Here is an 18778-nt window from a genome sequence, read left to right on the forward strand (position 1 = left end):
GTTGTCGCCTGCGCTGGGGGGCAACTGACGCCTGCGGCGACCGTCCGGGCGGCTGCGCCGGGCAGGCTCCGGAGCCTCGTCTACCCCGGCAACATCCCGCTTAACGTGGGAAGTTGAGCGTCTCGACGGTGGCGCGCCGGGTGGTACGGACATAAAAAAGGCTGTACCCCCGATCGCCTCGATCGGGGGTACAGCCGGGTCGTACGGTGGCCGAAAGTCGACTTGCCACGGCGCCGGAGAGGGGTGTCCGGCTCGGCGGCCGGTCATCGGCCGGGGCCGGGGATCAGACCGGCAGGGTGCGCGGCTTGAAGGCCGGGCGCTTCGCCTCGTACGCGGCGATGTCGGTCTCGTTCTGGAGGGTGATGGAGATGTCGTCCAGCCCGTTCAGCAGCCGCCAGCGGGAGTTCTCGTCCAGCTCGAAGGAGGCGGTGATCCCCTCGGCGCGCACCTCGCGGGCGACCAGGTCGACGGTCACCTCGGCCCGGGGGTCCTTCTCGGTGAGCTCCCACAGGGCGTCCACGACCTTCTGGTCCAGGACCACCGTGAGCAGGCCGTTCTTCAGCGAGTTGCCCCGGAAGATGTCGGCGAAGCGGGAGGAGATCACGGTCTTGAAGCCGTAGTTCTGCAGCGCCCAGACGGCGTGCTCACGGGAGGAGCCGGTGCCGAAGTCGGGGCCGGCGACCAGGACCGTGGCGCCGTCGCGCTCCGGGCGGTTGAGCACGAAGTCGGGGTCCTTGCGCCAGGCCTCGAAGAGTCCGTCCTCGAATCCGTCGCGGGTGACCTTCTTGAGCCAGTGGGCGGGGATGATCTGGTCGGTGTCGACGTTGCTGCGGCGCAGCGGGACGGCCCGGCCGGTGTGGGTGGTGAAGGCTTCCATGATCTCTCAGACTCCAGCGGGCGTGGGGGCGGCGGCGTCGGACAGGTCGGCCGGGGAGGCCAGGTGGCCGAGGACCGCGGTGGCCGCGGCGACCTGCGGGGAGACCAGGTGGGTGCGGCCGCCCTTGCCCTGCCTGCCCTCGAAGTTGCGGTTGGAGGTGGAGGCGGAGCGCTCGCCGGGGGCGAGCTGGTCGGGGTTCATGCCCAGGCACATGGAGCAGCCCGCGTGCCGCCATTCGGCGCCGGCCTCCTTGAAGACCACGTCCAGGCCCTCGGAGACGGCCTGGAGACCCACGCGCGCGGAGCCGGGGACGACCAGCATCCGTACGCCGTCGGCGACTTTGCGGCCCCGCACGATGTCGGCGGCGGCCCGCAGGTCCTCGATGCGTCCGTTGGTGCAGGAGCCTACGAAGACGGTGTCCACGCCGATGGAGCGCAGCGGCTGTCCGGCCTCCAACCCCATGTATTCCAGGGCCTTTTCGGCGGCCAGGCGCTCCGAAGCGTCTTCGTACGAAGCGGGGTCGGGGACGTCGGCCGAAAGCGGCGCGCCCTGGCCGGGGTTGGTGCCCCAGGTGACGAACGGGGACAGTTCGGCGGCGTCGATGACGACCTCGGCGTCGAAGACGGCGTCGTCGTCGGTGCGCAGGGTCCTCCAGTACGCGACCGCGGCGTCCCAGTCGGCTCCCTCGGGGGCGTGCGGGCGGCCCTGGAGGTAGGCGAAGGTGGTCTCGTCGGGGGCGATCATGCCCGCGCGGGCGCCGGCCTCGATCGACATGTTGCAGATGGTCATGCGGGCCTCCATCGAGAGCTTCTCGATGGCGGAGCCGCGGTACTCCAGGATGTAGCCCTGGCCGCCGCCGGTGCCGATCCTCGCGATGATCGCCAGGATCAGGTCCTTGGCCGTGACACCCTCGGGCAGTTCGCCCTCGATGGTGATCGCCATGGTCTTCGGGCGGGCCATCGGCAGGGTCTGGGTGGCGAGCACGTGCTCGACCTGGGAGGTGCCGATGCCGAACGCCAGCGCGCCGAAGGCGCCGTGCGTGGAGGTGTGGGAGTCACCGCAGACGACGGTGGTGCCGGGCTGGGTCAGACCGAGCTGCGGTCCCACCACGTGGACGACGCCCTGCTCGACGTCGCCCAGCGGGTGCAGCCGGACCCCGAAGTCGGCGCAGTTCTTGCGCAGCGTCTCCAGCTGGACGCGGGAGACCGGGTCCGCGATGGGCTTGTCGATGTCCAGGGTCGGGGTGTTGTGATCCTCGGTCGCGATGGTCAGGTCGAGCCGGCGCACACCGCGGCCGCTCTTGCGCAGGCCGTCGAAGGCCTGGGGGCTGGTCACCTCGTGCAGCAGGTGCAGATCGATGAAGAGGAGGTCGGGCTCGCCCTCGGCGCGCCGGACGACGTGGTCGTCCCAGACCTTCTCCGCGAGTGTCCTACCCATCGCTTTCCCTCCGGCCGGACGCGAAGCGCGCCGGCCCAACTAGAGATCTTGAGGATGCGGCACCCGCGCCCCCCTTCGGGCGTCCGCCGCAGAGCCCGCCGGTCGACGCGGGCCGCTGTGACTACCAGAGTGGCGTGTTCCACGGAAAATTGAACTTGCGTTTCACAGAGTGAGACGCAAGTATCGTTGCATGGACAACAGTAGCGGCGTCGGCGTTCTGGACAAGGCAGCCCTTGTCCTGAGCGCTCTGGAGTCCGGTCCGGCCACCCTCGCGGGCCTGGTCGCGGCCACCGGACTGGCACGACCCACGGCCCACCGGCTGGCCGTGGCGCTGGAACACCACCGCATGGTGGCGCGCGACATGCAGGGCCGGTTCATCCTCGGCCCGCGCCTCGCGGAGCTGGCCGCGGCCGCGGGCGAGGACCGCCTGCTGGCCACCGCCGGGCCGGTGCTCACGCACCTGCGGGACGTGACGGGCGAGAGCGCGCAGCTCTACCGCCGCCAGGGCGACATGCGCATCTGCGTCGCCGCGGCCGAGCGTCTGTCCGGCCTTCGGGACACGGTCCCGGTCGGCTCCACGCTCACGATGAAGGCGGGCTCCTCGGCGCAGGTCCTGATGGCCTGGGAGGAGCCGGAGCGGCTCCACCGCGGTCTCCAGGGCGCCCGCTTCACGGCGACGGCCCTGTCGGGCGTACGGCGCCGGGGCTGGGCCCAGTCGATCGGCGAGCGCGAGCCGGGCGTCGCGTCCGTCTCCGCGCCGGTGCGCGGCCCCTCCAACCGCGTGGTGGCCGCCGTCTCGGTCTCCGGACCCATCGAGCGCCTCACCCGCCACCCCGGGCGCATGCACGCCCAGGCGGTCATCGACTCCGCCGCACGCCTGTCCGAGGCCCTGCGCCGCTCCGGCTGACCCCCGCGCCCCGCAGGGCCGGCCTCAACGCCGCGGCAGGCCCCGCGCACGGGACACCGACACCAACGCCCACACATGACCACCCGACCCCGGCCGAGCGACTCTCGGCCGGGGTCGGCCCGTTGTCCACCGCCCTGCGCGCCAGCCGCTGCGGACACAGACGTCACAGACACCACAGGCATGGACTGCGGACACAGAGGTCGCCACAGGCATGGACTGGGGACACAGCACACTCAGGTGGCCTCATGGGCGCCGGCCGGGACCACGTAGGTCGCGTGCCCGAAGCCGACCCTGCCCCTTCCCTCGCGCAGCAGCCGGCGGTTGAACGCGGACCAGGCCGGGCGGTGGCTCCGGTCGGGCGCGGTGGCGTGGGCGAGGAGCTTCTCCTTGGACCCCCAGTACTGCACGATGTGCACCTCGCGCGGCCCCGCCAGCAGTTGCCTGGCTCCGAGGAGTCCGCCGTCACGGTCGCGGTGGAGTTCCGCGAGCGTCGGTCCCATCGCCATGACCAACAAGGGAAACACGCAGAAGGGCCCTCCCCAGGGGGAGGGCCCTTCCGACTGCGTACCCCCGACCGGATTCGAACCGGCGCTACCGCCTTGAGAGGGCGGCGTGCTAGGCCGCTACACAACGGGGGCGTGGACACTGCGTTTCCGCAGGCCCGAGCTGGTCTACCTGGACTCGAACCAAGACTAACTGAACCAGAATCAGTCGTGCTGCCAATTACACCATAGACCAATGATGGTTTAGACCAGTCGTACCCCCGACCGGATTCGAACCGGCGCTACCGCCTTGAGAGGGCGGCGTGCTAGGCCGCTACACAACGGGGGCCCTTGATCTCCGGAACACTCCTGAGATCCGTACCCCCGACCGGATTCGAACCGGCGCTACTGCCTTGAGAGGGCAGCGTGCTAGGCCGCTACACAACGGGGGCCTGCGGATGAGATCCGCGGTGCAGATGAGCTCTGCGAGCTGGCCTACCTGGACTCGAACCAAGACTAACTGAACCAGAATCAGTCGTGCTGCCAATTACACCATAGGCCACTGGAAGGCAAGATCCCGTCGGGATCCTCTTCTAGTGTTGCATCCGCGGCTCCGAACCTTCGGTCCGCCCCGCGGCGCAGGAAGAACATTACCTGAAGGTGGACGGGGCTCCAAAACGGGTATCGGCGCGGAGGATCGCGGGCAGTTCGGCGAGCGAGGCGATCCGGCGCCAACCGCCGCCGTCCCGGCCGCCGGCGTGCACGCCCGCGCGGTCGATCCAGACCGACAGCAGCCCGGCCTCGGCGGCGCCCCGCGCGTCGATGTCCGGATGGTCGCCGACGTACGCCACTTCGTGCGGGCCGAGTTCCAGCGCCTCGCAGGCCGCGTGGAACGCCCGCGGCTCCGGCTTGGACACCCCGAGTTCCGCGGCGCACAGCACGGTCTCGAAGCGGTCGCGCACGCCGAGGGCGCGCAGCTTGCGCTCCTGGACGTGGATGCTGGAGTTGGACAGCACGGCGTGCCGGTGGCTGGCGGCGAGCGCGTCCAGGACGGGCAGCACGTCCGGGAAGAGCGCCCAGGCGGCCTCGTAGTGCCCCAGGTAGCGCGCGAACCACGCGTCGATCTCGTCGTCGGCCAGCTCCGGCCGGGCGAGGAAGACCCGCACCCGGTCCCGCCGCTGCTCCTCGAAGGTCGCCTCCCCCGCCGAGAACCGTGCCCACTGCTCGTCGGTGATCCGCCGCCAGTGCGCCAGGGCGTCCTCCACGGTCGCGTACCCGTCGAGCAGCCCCTCGGCGACCAGGTGCGTGCGCATACCGGCGCGGTCGGCGGTGGTGTAGTCGAAGAGCGTGTCGTCGACGTCCCAGAGCACGGCTTTGATCGGCATGACACCGACGGTACGCGAAAGCGGCCCGGGTTCCGCAGGCCGTCGCGCACCAGGCACCCCTGCCCGCGGCTGTCCTCATATGACAGGGCGGCAGCCGAGCCGGCTGCCGCCCTGTGTGCGTCACACGGTGCTTACGCGGACGCGAGCCTGGTGAGCGCCGCGTCGATCCGTGCCAGCGTCTTCTCCTTGCCCAGGACCTCCAGGGACTCGAAGAGGGGCAGGCCGACCGTGCGGCCGGTGACGGCGACGCGGACCGGGGCCTGGGCCTTGCCGAGCTTGAGGCCGTGGGCCTCGCCGGCGGCCAGGACGGCCTCCTTCAGGGAGTCGGGGGAGGACCAGTCGGCGGACTCCAGCTTCTCCCGGGCGGTGCGGAGCAGGGCGTCGGAACCCTCCTTCATCGCCTTGGTCCAGCTCGGCTCGTCGAAGACCGGCTCGGGCAGGAACAGGAAGTCGACGTTGTCCGTGATCTCGGACAGGACCTTCAGACGCGTCTGCGCCTGCGGGGCGATCGCCTGCCACTTGGCCTCGTCGAAGTCCTCCGGCGCCCACGGCGCGACGGGGGCCTTGAGCCAGGGGGCGCAGCGCTCGGTGAAGTCCTTCACGTCCAGCAGGCGGATGTGGTCGGCGTTGATCGCCTCGCACTTCTTCAGGTCGAAGCGGGCCGGGTTGGGGTTCACGTCCGCGATGTCGAAGGCCGCGACCATCTCCTCGACGGAGAAGATGTCCCGGTCGGCCGAGAGCGACCAGCCCAGCAGCGAGAGGTAGTTGAGCAGGCCCTCGGGCAGGAAGCCGCGCTCGCGGTAGAGGTTCAGCGACGACTGCGGGTCTCGCTTGGAGAGCTTCTTGTTGCCCTCGCCCATCACGTACGGCAGGTGCCCGAAGGCCGGGATGTCCTTGGCGACGCCCAGTTCGATCAGCGCCTTGTACAGGGCGATCTGGCGCGGGGTGGAGGAGAGCAGGTCCTCGCCGCGCAGGATGTGGGTGATCTCCATGAGCGCGTCGTCGACCGGGTTGACCAGGGTGTACAGCGGGGCGCCGTTGGCGCGGACGATGCCGTAGTCCGGGACGTTCTCCGGGAGGTACGTGATCTCGCCGCGGACCAGGTCCGTGAAGGTGATCGTCTCGTCGGGCATCCGGAAGCGGACGATCGGCGCCCGGCCCTGCGCCTTGTACTCCTCGACCTGCGCGGTGCTCAGGTCGCGGCAGTGGCCGTCGTAGCCGGACGGCCTGCCGTCCGCGCGGGCGGCCTCGCGGCGGCTGTCCAGCTCCTCCTGGGAGCAGTAGCAGTGGTAGGCGTGTCCGGCGTCGAGCAGCTTGCGGGCGACGTCGGCGTAGATGCCCATGCGCTGCGACTGCCGGTACGGCGCGTGCGGTCCGCCGACCTCGGGGCCCTCGTCCCAGTCGAAGCCCAGCCAGCGCATCGCGTCGAGGAGCTGGTTGTAGGACTCCTCGGAGTCGCGGGCCGCGTCGGTGTCCTCGATGCGGAAGACCAGCGTGCCCTGGTGGTGCCGGGCGAACGCCCAGTTGAACAGGGCGGTGCGGACCAGGCCCACGTGGGGGTTACCGGTGGGGGACGGGCAGAAACGTACGCGTACTGGGGAGTCTGGTGCGCTAGCCACGCTTGACAACCTTGTTGGTGAGAGTGCCGATGCCTTCGATGGTGACGGCGACCTCGTCGCCGACGTTGAGGGGGCCGACCCCTGCGGGGGTGCCCGTGAGGATCACGTCGCCGGGGAGCAGCGTCATGGCCTCGGAGATGTTGACGATCAGATCCTCGATCGGGTGGATCATCTCGCTGGTGCGGCCGAGCTGCCGCTGCTCGCCGTTGACGGTGAGCTGAATGGTCAGGTCGGCCGCGGCGGTGAGGTCGATGTCCGTCTCCACCCAGGGGCCGAGCGGGCAGGAGGTGTCGAAGCCCTTGGCCCTGGCCCACTGCTTCTCGCGCCGCTGCACGTCGCGGGCGGTGACGTCGTTGGCGCAGGTGTAGCCGAGGATCACGTCCTTGACGCGCTCGCGCGGGACCTCGCGGCACATGCGGCCGATGACCACGGCCAGCTCGGCCTCGTGGTGCAGTTCCTGGGAGAAGGAGGGGTACTGGATCGGGTCGCCGGGGCCGATCACCGAGGTGGACGGCTTGAAGAAGGCGAACGGGGCGTCGGGCACCTCGTTGCCGAGCTCGCGCGCGTGCTCGGCGTAGTTGCGGCCGAAGGCCACGACCTTGTTGGGGAGCACCGGCGGCAGCAGCCGTACCTTGCTCAGCGGCACCCGGGTGCCGGAGAGCTCGAAGTCCGCGAACGGGATGCCCTTGATGATGTCGAGGACGAGTTCGTCCGGCTTGTCGCCCTCGACCGCGCCGAAGGCGACGTTCCCGTCGATGGAGAACCTGGCGATGCGCACGGGTTGCTTGGCCCCTTGACTGAAACGGCTGGAGTCTGACGCTCCAGGCTAACGCGGCCGGGCCCCGGACCTCGCGCGATTACGGCGTGCGGGGCATGAGTCGGGGCGTCCCGCGCGGAACGCCCCGTGATCCTTCGTCCGTGTCCGGACCGCGTGCTACTCCGCGGCGACGGCCGCGACGGGTGCCTCCATGAGAATGGTGCGTCGGGGGTTGGCGGTCTGCTCGGGAAGGGAGACGGAGTGCTCCGGCTGCTCCGGCATCTGCAACGTCTCGGTTCCCTCGAGGTGCGTCAGCGTCGTGCGCCGGGGGTTGGCTATGTTGCGGAACATCATCGTCGTCTTCACGGTTGTACGAGACCTTGTCGTCTACGGGCACCGGGAGGCCGCATGACCCCACGTTCGGGCGCCGGTTGTCGGATTTGCCATCCCTGTAAAGCGTCAGGCTAAACATTCAATTCCCGGCCGAAGGCGTGAAGAGCCCGTGATGTCGGTGTGAGTTTGCTCACGAAGCCATGGACAATCCGGGCGATTCGCAGGCGCGCCCCTGAGCGCCGAATCGGACATTGACCCACTGAAGCCATCATTCCGCTCCCGATCATGCCGACCGGGACACCTTAAGTGACTCGCGGGTACGTAGCGAAATGTCCCCTATACGGGAGATCACTTTCCACGGCAGGTAACCCGTCACTCACGGGCTGTCACGGAGGTCACAGCCTGGCCCACATGCCTTGTTGGAGATCCGCCACTGTGCTGGAATGCCACGGACCGCCGCAGGATCGAGCCGGCGCGCAGGGGGCGCAACGCAGCGCCGAGTGGCGGTGAGAAGGGGGAGCCAGCGCCGGTCACTCACGACCATCCGGGAAGTGCGTTCAGGGCTCTTCCCACAACGCCGACACCGTCCTTCCGTTCGCGCGGGGGGACGCCTGGTCCAGAGGTTGCGACGCTAGTGCAGGGACGTTTCAAGAGGGATGGCAGCGCTTCGGCGGAGCCGGAGCCGCACGGCGGGACTGGCCCCATGGCCGTCAGCTCCTCGCCCCAGCACGCCCAGAATCCGGCTTCGGGCGGCGACGGCGCGGAGCGAACCGGACGCTCGGGCACGACCGGCCCGACCGGTGCGCCGGCGTCGGGCCCGGCTTCGGCGGCCACGCAGTCCGGGAACCAGACTCCGGTGGGCACCGGTTCGCGCATGGCACTGCGCAACTGGCGCATCTCCACCCGTCTGGTGGCACTGCTCACGCTGCCCGTGGCCGCCGCCACCACGCTCGGTGGGCTGCGTATCAGCGAGAGCATGGACGACATCCAGCAGCTCGACAACATGAAGCTGCTGACGGTCATGACCAAGCAGGCCACCGAACTGGCCGCCGCGCTCCAGGAGGAGCGCGACCAGTCCGCGGGCCCGCTGACCAACCCCTCGCCCGCGAGCGCCATCACCATCCAGGGTTACCGGGACCGTACCGACCGCGCCCGCGCCAACTTCCTGACCGCGTCCGAGGAGATCGACGCCGCCAGCAAGGACGGCAACCTCCTCGGTGTCCGCGACACCCTGGTCGGCCTGGCCAGCGACCTCAACGGCCTCGGCAAGATCCGCAAGGACGCGTACCAGTCCAAGGAGAACTCGGCCCGCACGGTCGAGAGCTACCACCGGCTCATCACCGAGCTGCTCGCCCTCTCCCAGGACATGGCCGAGGCGACCAGCAACCCGCAGATGATCCAGCGGACGCGTGCCCTGTCCGCCTTCTCCTCCGCCAAGGAGTACGCGTCCGTCCAGCGTGCCGTCATCGCCGCCGCCCTGCCGGCCAACAACATCAACGTCGGCAACCTCTCGGACAACGACCGCCTCTACGCCCAGCAGGCGCTGGAGAGTCAGACCTCCGACCTCAACAGCTTCCGCAACATCTACGGGGAGGGCTCCGAGGAGCTCATCAAGCCCATCTCGGAGGGCAACCCGACGATTCTGTCCGCGGACACCTACGCCAAGCGCGTCCTGGACAACCCCGACGGCGTCAAGGCGGCCAACAAGCGCTCCTACCGCGACTGGGTGGACGACAGCTCGACCAAGATCGAGCAGATGAAGAAGATCGAGCACACGCTGCTCGAGGAGATGGAGCAGAAGGCCCGCGAGCTGCGCAGCGCCACCGAGTACGACGCCATCGTCTCCGGTGTGCTGATCCTGCTCGTCCTCGGCGTGTCGCTGGTCGGCGCCTTCGTCGTGGCCCGCTCCATGATCCGCTCGCTGCACCGGCTCCAGGAGACCGCCACCAAGGTCGCCCAGGAACGCCTGCCCGAGCTGGTCCGCCAGCTCTCGGAGACCGACCCGCAGGACGTCGACACGTCCGTCGAGTCGGTCGGTGTGCACTCCCGCGACGAGATCGGCCAGGTGGCCACGGCCTTCGACGAGGTGCACCGCGAGGCGGTCCGCCTCGCCGCCGAGCAGGCCCTGCTGCGGGGCAACGTCAACGCGATGTTCACCAACCTCTCGCGCCGCTCCCAGGGTCTGATCCAGCGCCAGCTCTCGCTGATCTCCGAACTCGAGTCCCGCGAGGCCGACCCGGACCAGCTGTCCTCGCTGTTCAAGCTCGACCACCTCGCCACGCGCATGCGCCGTAACGGTGAGAACCTCCTCGTCCTCGCCGGTGAGGAGCCCGGCCGCCGCTGGACCCGTCCGGTCCCGCTGGTCGACGTGCTCCGCGCCGCCGCGTCCGAGGTGGAGCAGTACGAGCGCATCGAGCTGGCCTCGGTGCCCGGCACCGAGGTCGCCGGCCGCGTGGTCAACGACCTCGTGCACCTGCTGGCCGAGCTGCTGGAGAACGCCACCTCGTTCTCCTCCCCGCAGACCAAGGTCAAGGTCACCGGTCACGCGCTGCCGGACGGCCGGGTGCTGATCGAGATCCACGACACCGGTATCGGTCTGTCGCCGGAGGACCTGGCCGCGATCAACGAGCGGCTCGCCGCGCCGCCCACCGTGGACGTCTCGGTCTCCCGCCGCATGGGTCTGTTCGTGGTCGGTCGTCTGTCCCAGCGTCACGGCATCCGCATCCAGCTGCGCCCCTCCGACTCCGGTGGTACGACGGCTCTCGTCATGCTGCCCGTCGATGTCGCCCAGGGCGGGAAGAAGCCGGGCGGGGGCAAGCCCGGCGGCCCGGGCGCGGGCGGTCCGGCCGCCGCGGCTGCCGCCGCCGGTGCCGCCGCGGCCCGCCGTCAGGGCGGTCAGCAGGGCGGTGGAGCCCTCGGCGCGGGCGGTCAGCAGGGCGGGGCGGGCCGGCTCGGTGCCGGAGCCGCTCCACGCGGCCAGGTCGGTGGCGGCCAGGGCCCGCGGGCCGCGCTGCCCGGCGCCGGCCGCCAGGGCGGCGGTCCGGGCGGAGCGCGCGGACAGCAGGGTCCGGGGCAGCCGCAGCAGGGCCGTCCGGGCGCGTCGGGCATGGCAGGCGCCTTCGGCCAGGCGCCCGGCGGGCCGCAGGGCCAGCAGGGTCCCGGCGCGGGCGGTCAGCAGGGCTTCGGCGACGGACGGCACCCGGGTGCCCAGCAGCAGTCGCAGGGCTTCGGCGACGGACGCCGTCAGGACGCCTACGGCGGCGCGCGCGGCGGTGTTCCCCCGCAGCGCGGGAACGGCGGCGAGCCCGGCCGGCAGCCGCAGCTGCCGCCGCGCGGCGCCCCGCGTGCCGAGCTGCCGGGCGGCAACGGGCCGTCCCGTACGCAGGGTTGGGCCGACGAGAACGCTCAGCACCGGGCCGCTCTGGACGCACCGCGCGGCCACGACGAGCGGGATTCGGCGCAGACCTCGCAGATGCCGCGGATCGACGACCGGCAGGGACCCGGCGCGACGGCCGAGATACCCCGCTTCGACGACCGGCAGGGCCCGGGCTCCGCCGCGGACACCTCGGCGTTCCCCCGCCCCGACTTCGACGCGCCGCAGCCGGGTACGGACGGCTCCCAGAACACGGGCCAGTTCGTCCGCTCGGACGTCTACGGTCAGTCCGGGCAGAACAACCCGGCCGACACGGGCCGGTTCGCGGCCCAGCAGGGCTACGACAACGGCAACACGGGCCAGTTCCCCGCACAGCAGCAGTACGACAACGGCTCCACCGGCCAGTTCGCGGCCCAGCAGGGCTACGACAACGGCAACACGGGCCAGTTCCCCGCACAGCAGCAGTACGACAACGGCTCCACCGGCCAGTTCGCCGCACAGCAGCAGTACGACAACGGCAACACGGGCCAGTTCGCACAGCCGGGTCACGACAACGGCTCCACCGGCCAGTTCGCACAGCCCGGCCACGACAACGCCGCACCCGGCCGGAACGCCCACCCGGGTGGTCCCGCCGACTTCGGCGGGCTGCGCGGTCCGGCCGCCCAGCGGCCGCAGCAGCGCCCCGCCCGCCCGGAGCCGGGCAGCCAGGGTGCCCCGCAGCAGCGGCCGGACGACGCCTGGGCCCTGCCGCCGGCCCCGGGTCCCGGCGACGGCCGTACGCCGCTGTTCGACACCCTGGAGACCAACTGGTTCCACGGTGAACAGCGGCAGCAGCAGCACGGCGAAGCGGCTCCCGCTCCGGCCGCTCCCCAGCAGCCGCAGCAGTCTCAGCGGCCGCAGCCGCAACAGCCGCAGACTCCTGCGGCCCCCCAGCGTCCCGCCGCCTCCGCCTGGCGCACCTCGCCGAACGACGAACTCGTACGGCAGGCCGAACGTGTCAGGCAGCCGGCTGCGGGCGGAGTCACCACCTCCGGCCTGCCGCGCCGGGTGCCCCGGGCCAATCTCGTCCCGGGCACGGCTCAGCAGCAACAGCACCAGAGCGGTCCGCAGGTCTCGCGTGCGCCTGACGACGTACGCGGCCGGCTGACCAATCTCCGTCGGGGCATCGCACAGGGCCGTCAGGCCGGTAACGGTCAGACGGGCAGTTTCCCCAGCCCCACTCACCAGCAGGAGCGTTAGTTGAGCCCGATGAGCCAGGCGGCACAGAACCTGAACTGGTTGATCACCAACTTCGTGGACAACACCCCCGGGGTGTCCCACACCGTCGTGGTGTCCGCCGACGGACTCCTACTGGCGATGTCCGAAGGTTTCCCCCGGGACCGCGCAGACCAGCTCGCGGCCGTGGCCTCGGGTCTCACCTCGCTGACCGCCGGGGCCTCCCGGATCTTCGAGGGCGGCAATGTGTCGCAGACGGTCGTCGAGATGGAGCGCGGCTTCCTCTTCCTGATGTCCGTGTCGGACGGGTCGTCCCTGGCGGTCCTGGCCCACCCCGAGTGCGACATCGGCCTCGTCGGCTACGAGATGGCGCTGCTCGTCGACCGCGCGGGGGCGGTCCTGACGCCAGATCTGCGCGCCGAACTACAGGGCAGTCTGCTGCACTGACCGGCTCCGGCACCATCCAACTCACCAAATCACCGTCCGGCCGCCACAATCCCCCCACCGGCCCCGTCAGACGGCTTGACTGACCGACTTGCTGTCCCGCCCGCCCGGAGGATTCATGACCCCGCCCCCCGCCTCTCATGATCCGTACGCTGAGCCGTACGGGGATGAGGGCGACCAGCCGCTGGTACGTCCCTATGCGATGACCGGCGGCCGGACCCGGCCGCGCTACCAGCTCGCCATCGAGGCGCTGATCAGCACCACGGCCGACCCGGCAGCGCTGATGGGACTGCTCCCGGAGCACCAGCGGATCTGCCATCTGTGCCGCGAGGTGAAATCCGTGGCGGAGGTCTCGGCGCTCCTGTCCATGCCGCTCGGTGTGGCCAGGATCCTCGTCGCGGACCTTGCTGAGGCCGGCCTGGTGGCCATCCACCAGCCGGGCGGGGACGAGAACAACGGTGGCGCACCGGATGTGACGCTGCTCGAAAGGGTGCTCAGTGGACTTCGCAAGCTCTGACGGGGGTCGGGCGACCACCTCCGCGAAGATCGTGGTGGCGGGCGGCTTCGGCGTGGGCAAAACCACGTTCGTCGGCGCCGTCTCGGAGATCAACCCGCTGCGCACGGAGGCCGTGATGACGTCCGCTTCGGCGGGCATCGACGACCTCACCCACACCGGGGACAAGACCACCACCACGGTGGCCATGGACTTCGGCCGCATCACACTCGACCAGGACCTGATCCTCTACCTGTTCGGCACCCCCGGCCAGGACCGCTTCTGGTTCATGTGGGACGACCTCGTCCGCGGCGCCATCGGCGCCATCGTCCTCGTCGACACCCGCCGCCTCGCCGACTGCTTCCCCGCCGTCGACTACTTCGAGAACAGCGGACTGCCCTTCGTCATCGCCCTCAACGGCTTCGACGGCCAGCAGCCCTACAACCCCGACGAAGTCCGCGAAGCACTCCAGATCGGCCCCGACGCCCCCATCATCACCACCGACGCCCGCCACCGCGCCGACGCCAAATCCGCCCTCATCACCCTGGTGGAACACGCCCTCATGGCCCGGCTGCGGTAACAGGGGTCCAGATACAGCTCCCAAGTCGGGAGCGACATAGGGCAGTTGTCGTAGACACACCGGGGCCGGCCGGGTCCATTGACACGGTCGGCCCCGGTGTTCATAACGTTTCGGCAGAGGAATCGCGTGGTATGGCCACGCGTCGCGCACATGCGATGCCGCTGTGCGCACAACCCCCCGGACTTTTGCGGCGGCTAGTTGTTTATGACCGTTTTATGTGGGACGTGCGTCACGCGGAACCACCCGTTTCCGCTGTTTGGAAGTGCGCATGTCGACGTGCTGGAATGCCTGAACTACCCCATGGCCAAAGACGTACTCACCGGTAGTGGTCCGTCGATGGCGGACAAGGTTCTGAGACACAGCGGCACGACCTAGGTGCCGACCCGCCGAGAGGTTGTTGGTCGAGTGAGGCGAAGCAAGAACGGCCCCGAGCCGTCGGCCCGGGGCAATTTCACCCCGCCGCCGCGTGCTGCGGCGCCCGCGCACGTGCCCGGTTCGCAACCGACGGCAGCGGCCACCGCGAGTGGTGGCCGCTTCTCCCCGCGCAACTGGCGGGTGCGAACCCGGCTGAACGCGATCCTGCTCCTGCCCGTACTGGTCGGCCTCGTCATGGGCGGCTTCCAGGTCAACAGCTCCATCAACACCTGGCAGGACGCCCAGGACGCCGAGCACACCGCCCGCCTGGTGCAGGCCTCGCTGGGTTACGCCGACGCCCTCTACCACGAGCGTGACGTCAGCGCGGCCCCCCTGCTCCTGGGCAAGGGCCAGGACGACCCGGACGTCACCGAGGCCCGCCGGCAGACCGACAAGGCGGCCGACGTCTTCAACGAGGCCGCGCAGTCCATGCCGCACAAGGCCGGTCTTGAGCGCCGGCTCAAGCTGTTCCGCGACACGGAGCCCGAGCTGCAGAAGCTGCGGGCCGCGGCGTTCACCTCCAAGCTGCCCGGCGCGCAGACCGAGGAGGGCTACGTCAAGGTCGCCCACCCGCTGATGGAGTTCGCCAACGAACTCGGCCTGGGCACCGGCAACATCACCTCCTACGGCCGCACCGTCTACGCCATCTCGCTGACCAAGGCCGCGCTGTCCCTGGAGCGCTCGATCGGCATGCACCTGCTGATCAAGCCCGGCCCGGACGCCACCGGCCTGGCCGGCCAGCGCGTCGCCCTGTCGTCCTACGCCTACCTGGAGGGCATCGCCGTCGAGGAGTACATCGGCGGTGGCACCCAGGAGGACGCGGACAAGCTGGACGCGCTGAAGAAGGAGATCCAGGACAAGGCCGCGGCCATGGCCGAACAGGCCAAGGCCAAGAACCCGAACTACGTGCCCCCGCCGCAGGACCCGACCCAAATGGTCACCGCGCTGGCCACGCTGAGCAGCACGGACCCGGCGGCGCGCACGGCCCTGGCACAGCAGGGCATCACGCCCGAGAACTGGTGGGCCGTCACCACCCTCAAGTTCGACGCCTACCGCCAGATCGAGTCGGACATGGCCGACACCGCGGTGAACGAGGCCGCCGCGATCGCCGACAACGCCAAGAAGTCGACGTTCATCACCGGCGCGATCGTCGTGGTCGCCCTGCTCGCCGCGTTCATCCTGGCCGGTCTGGTGGCCCGCCAGATGAGCCGCTCCATGCGCCGGCTGCGCAACGCCGCCTTCGGCATCGCCGAGCAGCGCCTGCCGATGCTGGTCGACCAGCTCTCGCGGACCGACCCCGGCCGTGTCGACACCCGGGTCGCGCCGATCCCGATCACCTCGACCGACGAGATCGGCGAAGTCGCCCGCGCCTTCGACCAGGTGCACCGCGAGGCCGTCCGGCTCGCCTCCGAACAGGCCCTGCTGCGGGGCAACATCAACGCGATCTTCACCAACCTGTCGCGACGCAACCAGTCGCTGATCGAGGGTCAGCTGACCCTGATCACCGACCTGGAGAACCACGAGGCCGACCCGGACCAGCTGGAGAACCTCTTCCGCCTGGACCACCTGGCGACCCGTATGCGCCGCAACGGCGAGAACCTCCTGGTCCTCGCCGGCGAGGAGCCCGGCCGCCGCTGGGACCAGCCGGTCCCACTGGTCGACGTGCTGCGCGCCGCCTCCTCCGAGGTGGAGCAGTACGAGCGCGTCGAGCTGTCCGGCGTGCCCGAGGCCGAGATCCACGGCCGCGCGGTGACCGACCTCGTGCACCTGCTGGCCGAGCTGCTGGAGAACGCCACCACGTTCTCCTCGCCGCAGACCAAGGTCCGGGTCACCGCGACCCGGCTGCCCGACGGCCGGGTCATGATCGAGATCCACGACAAGGGCATCGGCCTGACCGCCGAGGACTTCGCGGACATCAACCACAAGCTGGCCAACCCGCCCACCGTGGACGCGGCGATCTCCCAGCGCATGGGCCTGTTCGTGGTCGGCCGTCTCGCCGACCGGCACGGCGTCCGCGTGCAGCTGCGCCCCTCCGGCGAGCAGGCCGGCACCACCTCGCTGGTCATGCTGCCGGACGCGATCACCCACGGCGGTGGCGGCGAGCAGGCGCTGGACCGCGACGACTTCACCGTCTCGCAGATCATCCCCGAGCAGGGGGTGCAGGGCGAGGACTTCGGCGCTTCGCAGCCGATGCGCACCGCCGCGGAACTCGGCTTCGACGACAGCCGGTACGCCGACGCCTCCGACGGCTCCCGGGAACTGGACCCCGTCGGCCGCTCCCTCAAGCGCGAGGAGCGCCGCGCCGCCCTGGGGGCCCAGACGCACGACGGGGCTGCGGGCCCGGAGACGGCCGAGCCCGCCGGGTACCCGGACGAGCGCACCGGTCAGCAGCCGCTGTACGACACCGGCCAGGCTCCCTTCCCGGAGCAGGGCGGGTACGACCAGCAGACGTCGTACGAGGAACCGCAGCACACGGCGTACGACCAGCAGCAGGCGGCCTACGACGAGCAGGGCCGGCCGGCGTACGACGAGGGGTACTACGCGCCGGACGCCGGCCTGTCGCAGGGCGATGCCTACTCGTCCAACGGCGGCTACCCCGGCCCCGGCTATGCGGAAGCCGGGCAGCAGGAGCACACGTCCGCGCACGCCGCGGCGCCGGAGACGTACGCCGGCTTCCAGGAGCAGTCCTACCAGGACGGCTGGCCGCAGCAGGGCGGGTACCAGAACGGCCACCCGGACGAGTACGCTCCGGAAGCGGAATCCGCGCAGGCCACTGACGCGGGCGCGGCGGACCGCGTAGGCTTCGACCGTCCGGGACCGGCCCCTTCCGCCGCCCACGAGCTGACCGACGCCGGGCTGCCCCGTCGGGGACCCGTCGCGAGCGGTTCGAACGGCGCGGGGCCCGTGGACCAGGAAGCTCCGAACGGTACTTCGGCGGGCGACGGCGACGGCTGGCATTCAGCGAACGACAAACGCTGGCAGCAGGCTTCGCAGGTTCGCAAGCCCAAGGCAGGCGGGGTGACCTCCTCCGGACTGCCACGGCGCGTGCCCAAGGCCAACCTGGTCGAGGGCACCGCGGAATCAACCCCGCAGGGAGGCCCACAGGTCTCCCGCGCCCCCGAGGACATCCGGGGCAGGCTGAGCAACCTGCGCCAGGGCGTCCAACGCGGACGCAGTGCAGGAATTGACAAGAACGGTCAGGCCACAAGAAATGAACACAGTGGTCCTGACAGCACCTACAACCAGGAGCGTTAGTGTGAGCCCGATGAGCCAGGCGGCACAGAACCTGAACTGGTTGATCACCAACTTCGTGGACAACACCCCTGGGGTGTCCCACACCGTGGTGGTCTCCGCCGACGGACTCCTTCTGGCGATGTCCGAAGGCTTCCCCCGCGACCGCGCCGACCAGCTCGCGGCCGTTGCCTCCGGTCTGACCTCGCTGACCGCCGGTGCCTCGCGCATCTTCGAGGGCGGCAGCGTGAACCAGACGGTTGTGGAGATGGAGCGGGGATTCATGTTCATCATGTCCATCTCCGACGGTTCGTCGCTCGCGGTTCTCGCACACCCCGATGCGGACATCGGCCTCGTCGGATACGAGATGGCCCTTCTGGTGGACCGCGCGGGCACGGTCCTGACGCCGGATCTCCGGGCGGAACTCCAGGGGAGCCTTCTCAACTAACAGACAGACGGTGCTTTTTGGCGTCCCGGGGCCGTAAGGTTTCGGGACGCGGCTCCCACCCCGTGGGGGCCCGGCACAGTCGGAGGAGGAGAGAACGTGGCAACACTCCCAGGCGGTTCGTCTTCGGGCAACTGGTCGTACGGCCCCGCACAGGGCGCGGGCGACGGTTCGGCGAACCGGTACGGTTTTCCCTCCACCCCCCACCACCGGCAGCCATACACGCCGCAGGGCCCTGGTCCGTCTCCGTACGACCAGCCGTCCGCGCCGCGTATCCAGCCGGTGCAGCCGCAGCCACGCACCCCTGAACCGGCGCCCGCGGGGGCGTCGAACAACCCCCTGGTGCGCCCGTACGCCATGACGGGCGGCCGCACCAGGCCGCGGTACCAGCTCGCCATAGAGGCGCTGGTGCACACCACCGCGCAGCCGCACCAGATGCAGGGCCAGTTGCCCGAACATCAGCGGATCTGCCATCTGTGCCGCGAGATCAAATCGGTGGCCGAGGTCTCGGCCCTGCTTTCGATCCCTCTCGGCGTGGCCAGGATCCTCGTCGCCGACTTGGCGGAGGCGGGCCTGGTCGCCATCCATCAGCCCGGCGGCGACGAGAACGCCGGTGGCCAGCCAGACGTGACACTGCTCGAAAGGGTGCTCAGTGGACTTCGCAAGCTCTAGCGGCGGTCCTTCCCGCTCCACCACCTCCGCGAAGATCGTGGTGGCGGGCGGCTTCGGCGTGGGCAAAACCACGTTCGTCGGCGCCGTCTCGGAGATCAACCCGCTGCGCACGGA

At 70.3% G+C, this 18778-nt stretch carries 15 protein-coding genes, 5 tRNA genes and 1 pseudogene; 9 read left to right on the plus strand and 12 right to left on the minus strand.

Annotated features, from left to right (window positions below; translation table 11 throughout):
• Positions 1-283: 283 nt before the first annotated feature.
• Together leuD and leuC are read right to left on the minus strand one after the other, a co-directional pair.
• Positions 284-877 carry a 3-isopropylmalate dehydratase small subunit gene (gene leuD, locus ACIOWN_RS27635; RefSeq protein WP_362353541.1) on the minus strand — a complete coding sequence of 198 codons (594 nt, stop codon included), beginning with the start codon at positions 875-877 and terminating at the stop codon, positions 284-286.
• A gap of 6 nt (positions 878-883) precedes the next feature.
• Entirely contained in the window at positions 884-2314 is a 1431-nt protein-coding gene (gene leuC / locus ACIOWN_RS27640; RefSeq protein ID WP_362353542.1) for a 3-isopropylmalate dehydratase large subunit, read from the minus strand.
• A gap of 190 nt (positions 2315-2504) precedes the next feature.
• Here leuC and ndgR point away from each other — a divergent pair, with 190 nt between their 5' ends.
• Positions 2505-3221, plus strand: coding sequence for an IclR family transcriptional regulator NdgR (gene ndgR / locus ACIOWN_RS27645; protein WP_100571774.1), 717 nt, complete (start codon positions 2505-2507; stop codon positions 3219-3221).
• Between the two features lie 233 nt (positions 3222-3454).
• Here the strand turns inward: ndgR and ACIOWN_RS27650 are convergent, their stop codons facing one another.
• From ACIOWN_RS27650 to ACIOWN_RS27695, 10 genes are all read right to left on the minus strand, one after another.
• The gene (locus tag ACIOWN_RS27650) at positions 3455-3727 is read right to left on the minus strand and encodes a monooxygenase family protein (protein ID WP_401983630.1); all 273 of its coding nucleotides are present in this window, start codon (positions 3725-3727) and stop codon (positions 3455-3457) included.
• Between the two features lie 59 nt (positions 3728-3786).
• Positions 3787-3859 (minus strand) — tRNA-Glu (locus ACIOWN_RS27655).
• Between the two features lie 28 nt (positions 3860-3887).
• A tRNA-Gln gene (locus ACIOWN_RS27660) sits at positions 3888-3959 on the minus strand.
• Positions 3960-3979: 20 nt separating this feature from the next.
• A tRNA-Glu gene (locus ACIOWN_RS27665) sits at positions 3980-4052 on the minus strand.
• Positions 4053-4082: 30 nt separating this feature from the next.
• A tRNA-Glu gene (locus ACIOWN_RS27670) sits at positions 4083-4155 on the minus strand.
• A 38-nt stretch (positions 4156-4193) separates the two neighbouring features.
• Positions 4194-4265 (minus strand) — tRNA-Gln (locus ACIOWN_RS27675).
• An 88-nt stretch (positions 4266-4353) separates the two neighbouring features.
• Positions 4354-5088, minus strand: a complete 735-nt coding sequence (locus ACIOWN_RS27680; protein ID WP_401983631.1) for an HAD family hydrolase — start codon at positions 5086-5088, stop codon at positions 4354-4356.
• Between the two features lie 131 nt (positions 5089-5219).
• Positions 5220-6707, minus strand: coding sequence for a glutamate--tRNA ligase (gltX, locus tag ACIOWN_RS27685; protein WP_362353548.1), 1488 nt, complete (start codon positions 6705-6707; stop codon positions 5220-5222).
• Positions 6700-7485, minus strand: coding sequence for a fumarylacetoacetate hydrolase family protein (locus ACIOWN_RS27690; protein WP_100571776.1), 786 nt, complete (start codon positions 7483-7485; stop codon positions 6700-6702). Before ACIOWN_RS27690 ends, gltX begins: the two co-directional genes overlap by 8 nt.
• 156 nt (positions 7486-7641) lie before the next feature.
• Positions 7642-7830, minus strand: coding sequence for a hypothetical protein (locus tag ACIOWN_RS27695; protein ID WP_362353550.1), 189 nt, complete (start codon positions 7828-7830; stop codon positions 7642-7644).
• 601 nt (positions 7831-8431) lie between these two features.
• Between ACIOWN_RS27695 and ACIOWN_RS27700 the strand changes: the two genes are divergently transcribed.
• The 8 genes and pseudogenes from ACIOWN_RS27700 to ACIOWN_RS27735 form a co-directional block, all read left to right on the plus strand.
• The gene (locus ACIOWN_RS27700) at positions 8432-12409 is read left to right on the plus strand and encodes a nitrate- and nitrite sensing domain-containing protein (RefSeq protein WP_401983634.1); all 3978 of its coding nucleotides are present in this window, start codon (positions 8432-8434) and stop codon (positions 12407-12409) included.
• A 9-nt stretch (positions 12410-12418) separates the two neighbouring features.
• Positions 12419-12832, plus strand: coding sequence for a roadblock/LC7 domain-containing protein (locus ACIOWN_RS27705; RefSeq protein ID WP_362353581.1), 414 nt, complete (start codon positions 12419-12421; stop codon positions 12830-12832).
• A 115-nt stretch (positions 12833-12947) separates the two neighbouring features.
• Positions 12948-13346, plus strand: a complete 399-nt coding sequence (locus ACIOWN_RS27710; protein ID WP_358735643.1) for a DUF742 domain-containing protein — start codon at positions 12948-12950, stop codon at positions 13344-13346.
• Positions 13327-13902 carry an ATP/GTP-binding protein gene (locus ACIOWN_RS27715; RefSeq protein WP_100572092.1) on the plus strand — a complete coding sequence of 192 codons (576 nt, stop codon included), beginning with the start codon at positions 13327-13329 and terminating at the stop codon, positions 13900-13902. The genes ACIOWN_RS27710 and ACIOWN_RS27715 overlap by 20 nt, the downstream gene beginning before the upstream one ends.
• A 405-nt stretch (positions 13903-14307) precedes the next feature.
• Positions 14308-17571, plus strand: a complete 3264-nt coding sequence (locus tag ACIOWN_RS27720) for a nitrate- and nitrite sensing domain-containing protein (protein ID WP_401983635.1) — start codon at positions 14308-14310, stop codon at positions 17569-17571.
• Positions 17572-17581: 10 nt separating this feature from the next.
• Positions 17582-17995 carry a roadblock/LC7 domain-containing protein gene (locus ACIOWN_RS27725; RefSeq protein WP_100572183.1) on the plus strand — a complete coding sequence of 138 codons (414 nt, stop codon included), beginning with the start codon at positions 17582-17584 and terminating at the stop codon, positions 17993-17995.
• A 96-nt stretch (positions 17996-18091) separates the two neighbouring features.
• On the plus strand, positions 18092-18664 hold the full coding sequence (locus ACIOWN_RS27730; protein ID WP_326804252.1) for a DUF742 domain-containing protein: 573 nt from the start codon (positions 18092-18094) through the stop codon (positions 18662-18664).
• Positions 18645-18778 (plus strand): annotated as a pseudogene (locus ACIOWN_RS27735) (ATP-binding protein); the annotation flags it as partial. The gene ACIOWN_RS27730 and the pseudogene ACIOWN_RS27735, both read left to right, overlap by 20 nt.

The organism is Streptomyces sp. NPDC087787 (assembly GCF_044743035.1).
Taxonomy (GTDB): Bacteria; Actinomycetota; Actinomycetes; order Streptomycetales; family Streptomycetaceae; genus Streptomyces.

What these genes read in the sequence shown, in the direction of transcription:
- leuD (WP_362353541.1), bottom strand. Translation starts at nt 877, where the DNA reads ATGGAAGCCTTCACCACCCACACCGGCCGGGCCGTCCCGCTGCGCCGC.
- leuC (WP_362353542.1), bottom strand. Translation starts at nt 2,314, where the DNA reads ATGGGTAGGACACTCGCGGAGAAGGTCTGGGACGACCACGTCGTCCGG.
- ndgR (WP_100571774.1), top strand. Translation starts at nt 2,505, where the DNA reads ATGGACAACAGTAGCGGCGTCGGCGTTCTGGACAAGGCAGCCCTTGTC.
- ACIOWN_RS27650 (WP_401983630.1), bottom strand. Translation starts at nt 3,727, where the DNA reads ATGGCGATGGGACCGACGCTCGCGGAACTCCACCGCGACCGTGACGGC.
- ACIOWN_RS27680 (WP_401983631.1), bottom strand. Translation starts at nt 5,088, where the DNA reads ATGCCGATCAAAGCCGTGCTCTGGGACGTCGACGACACGCTCTTCGAC.
- ACIOWN_RS27705 (WP_362353581.1), top strand. Translation starts at nt 12,419, where the DNA reads ATGAGCCAGGCGGCACAGAACCTGAACTGGTTGATCACCAACTTCGTG.
- ACIOWN_RS27710 (WP_358735643.1), top strand. Translation starts at nt 12,948, where the DNA reads ATGACCCCGCCCCCCGCCTCTCATGATCCGTACGCTGAGCCGTACGGG.
- ACIOWN_RS27725 (WP_100572183.1), top strand. Translation starts at nt 17,582, where the DNA reads ATGAGCCAGGCGGCACAGAACCTGAACTGGTTGATCACCAACTTCGTG.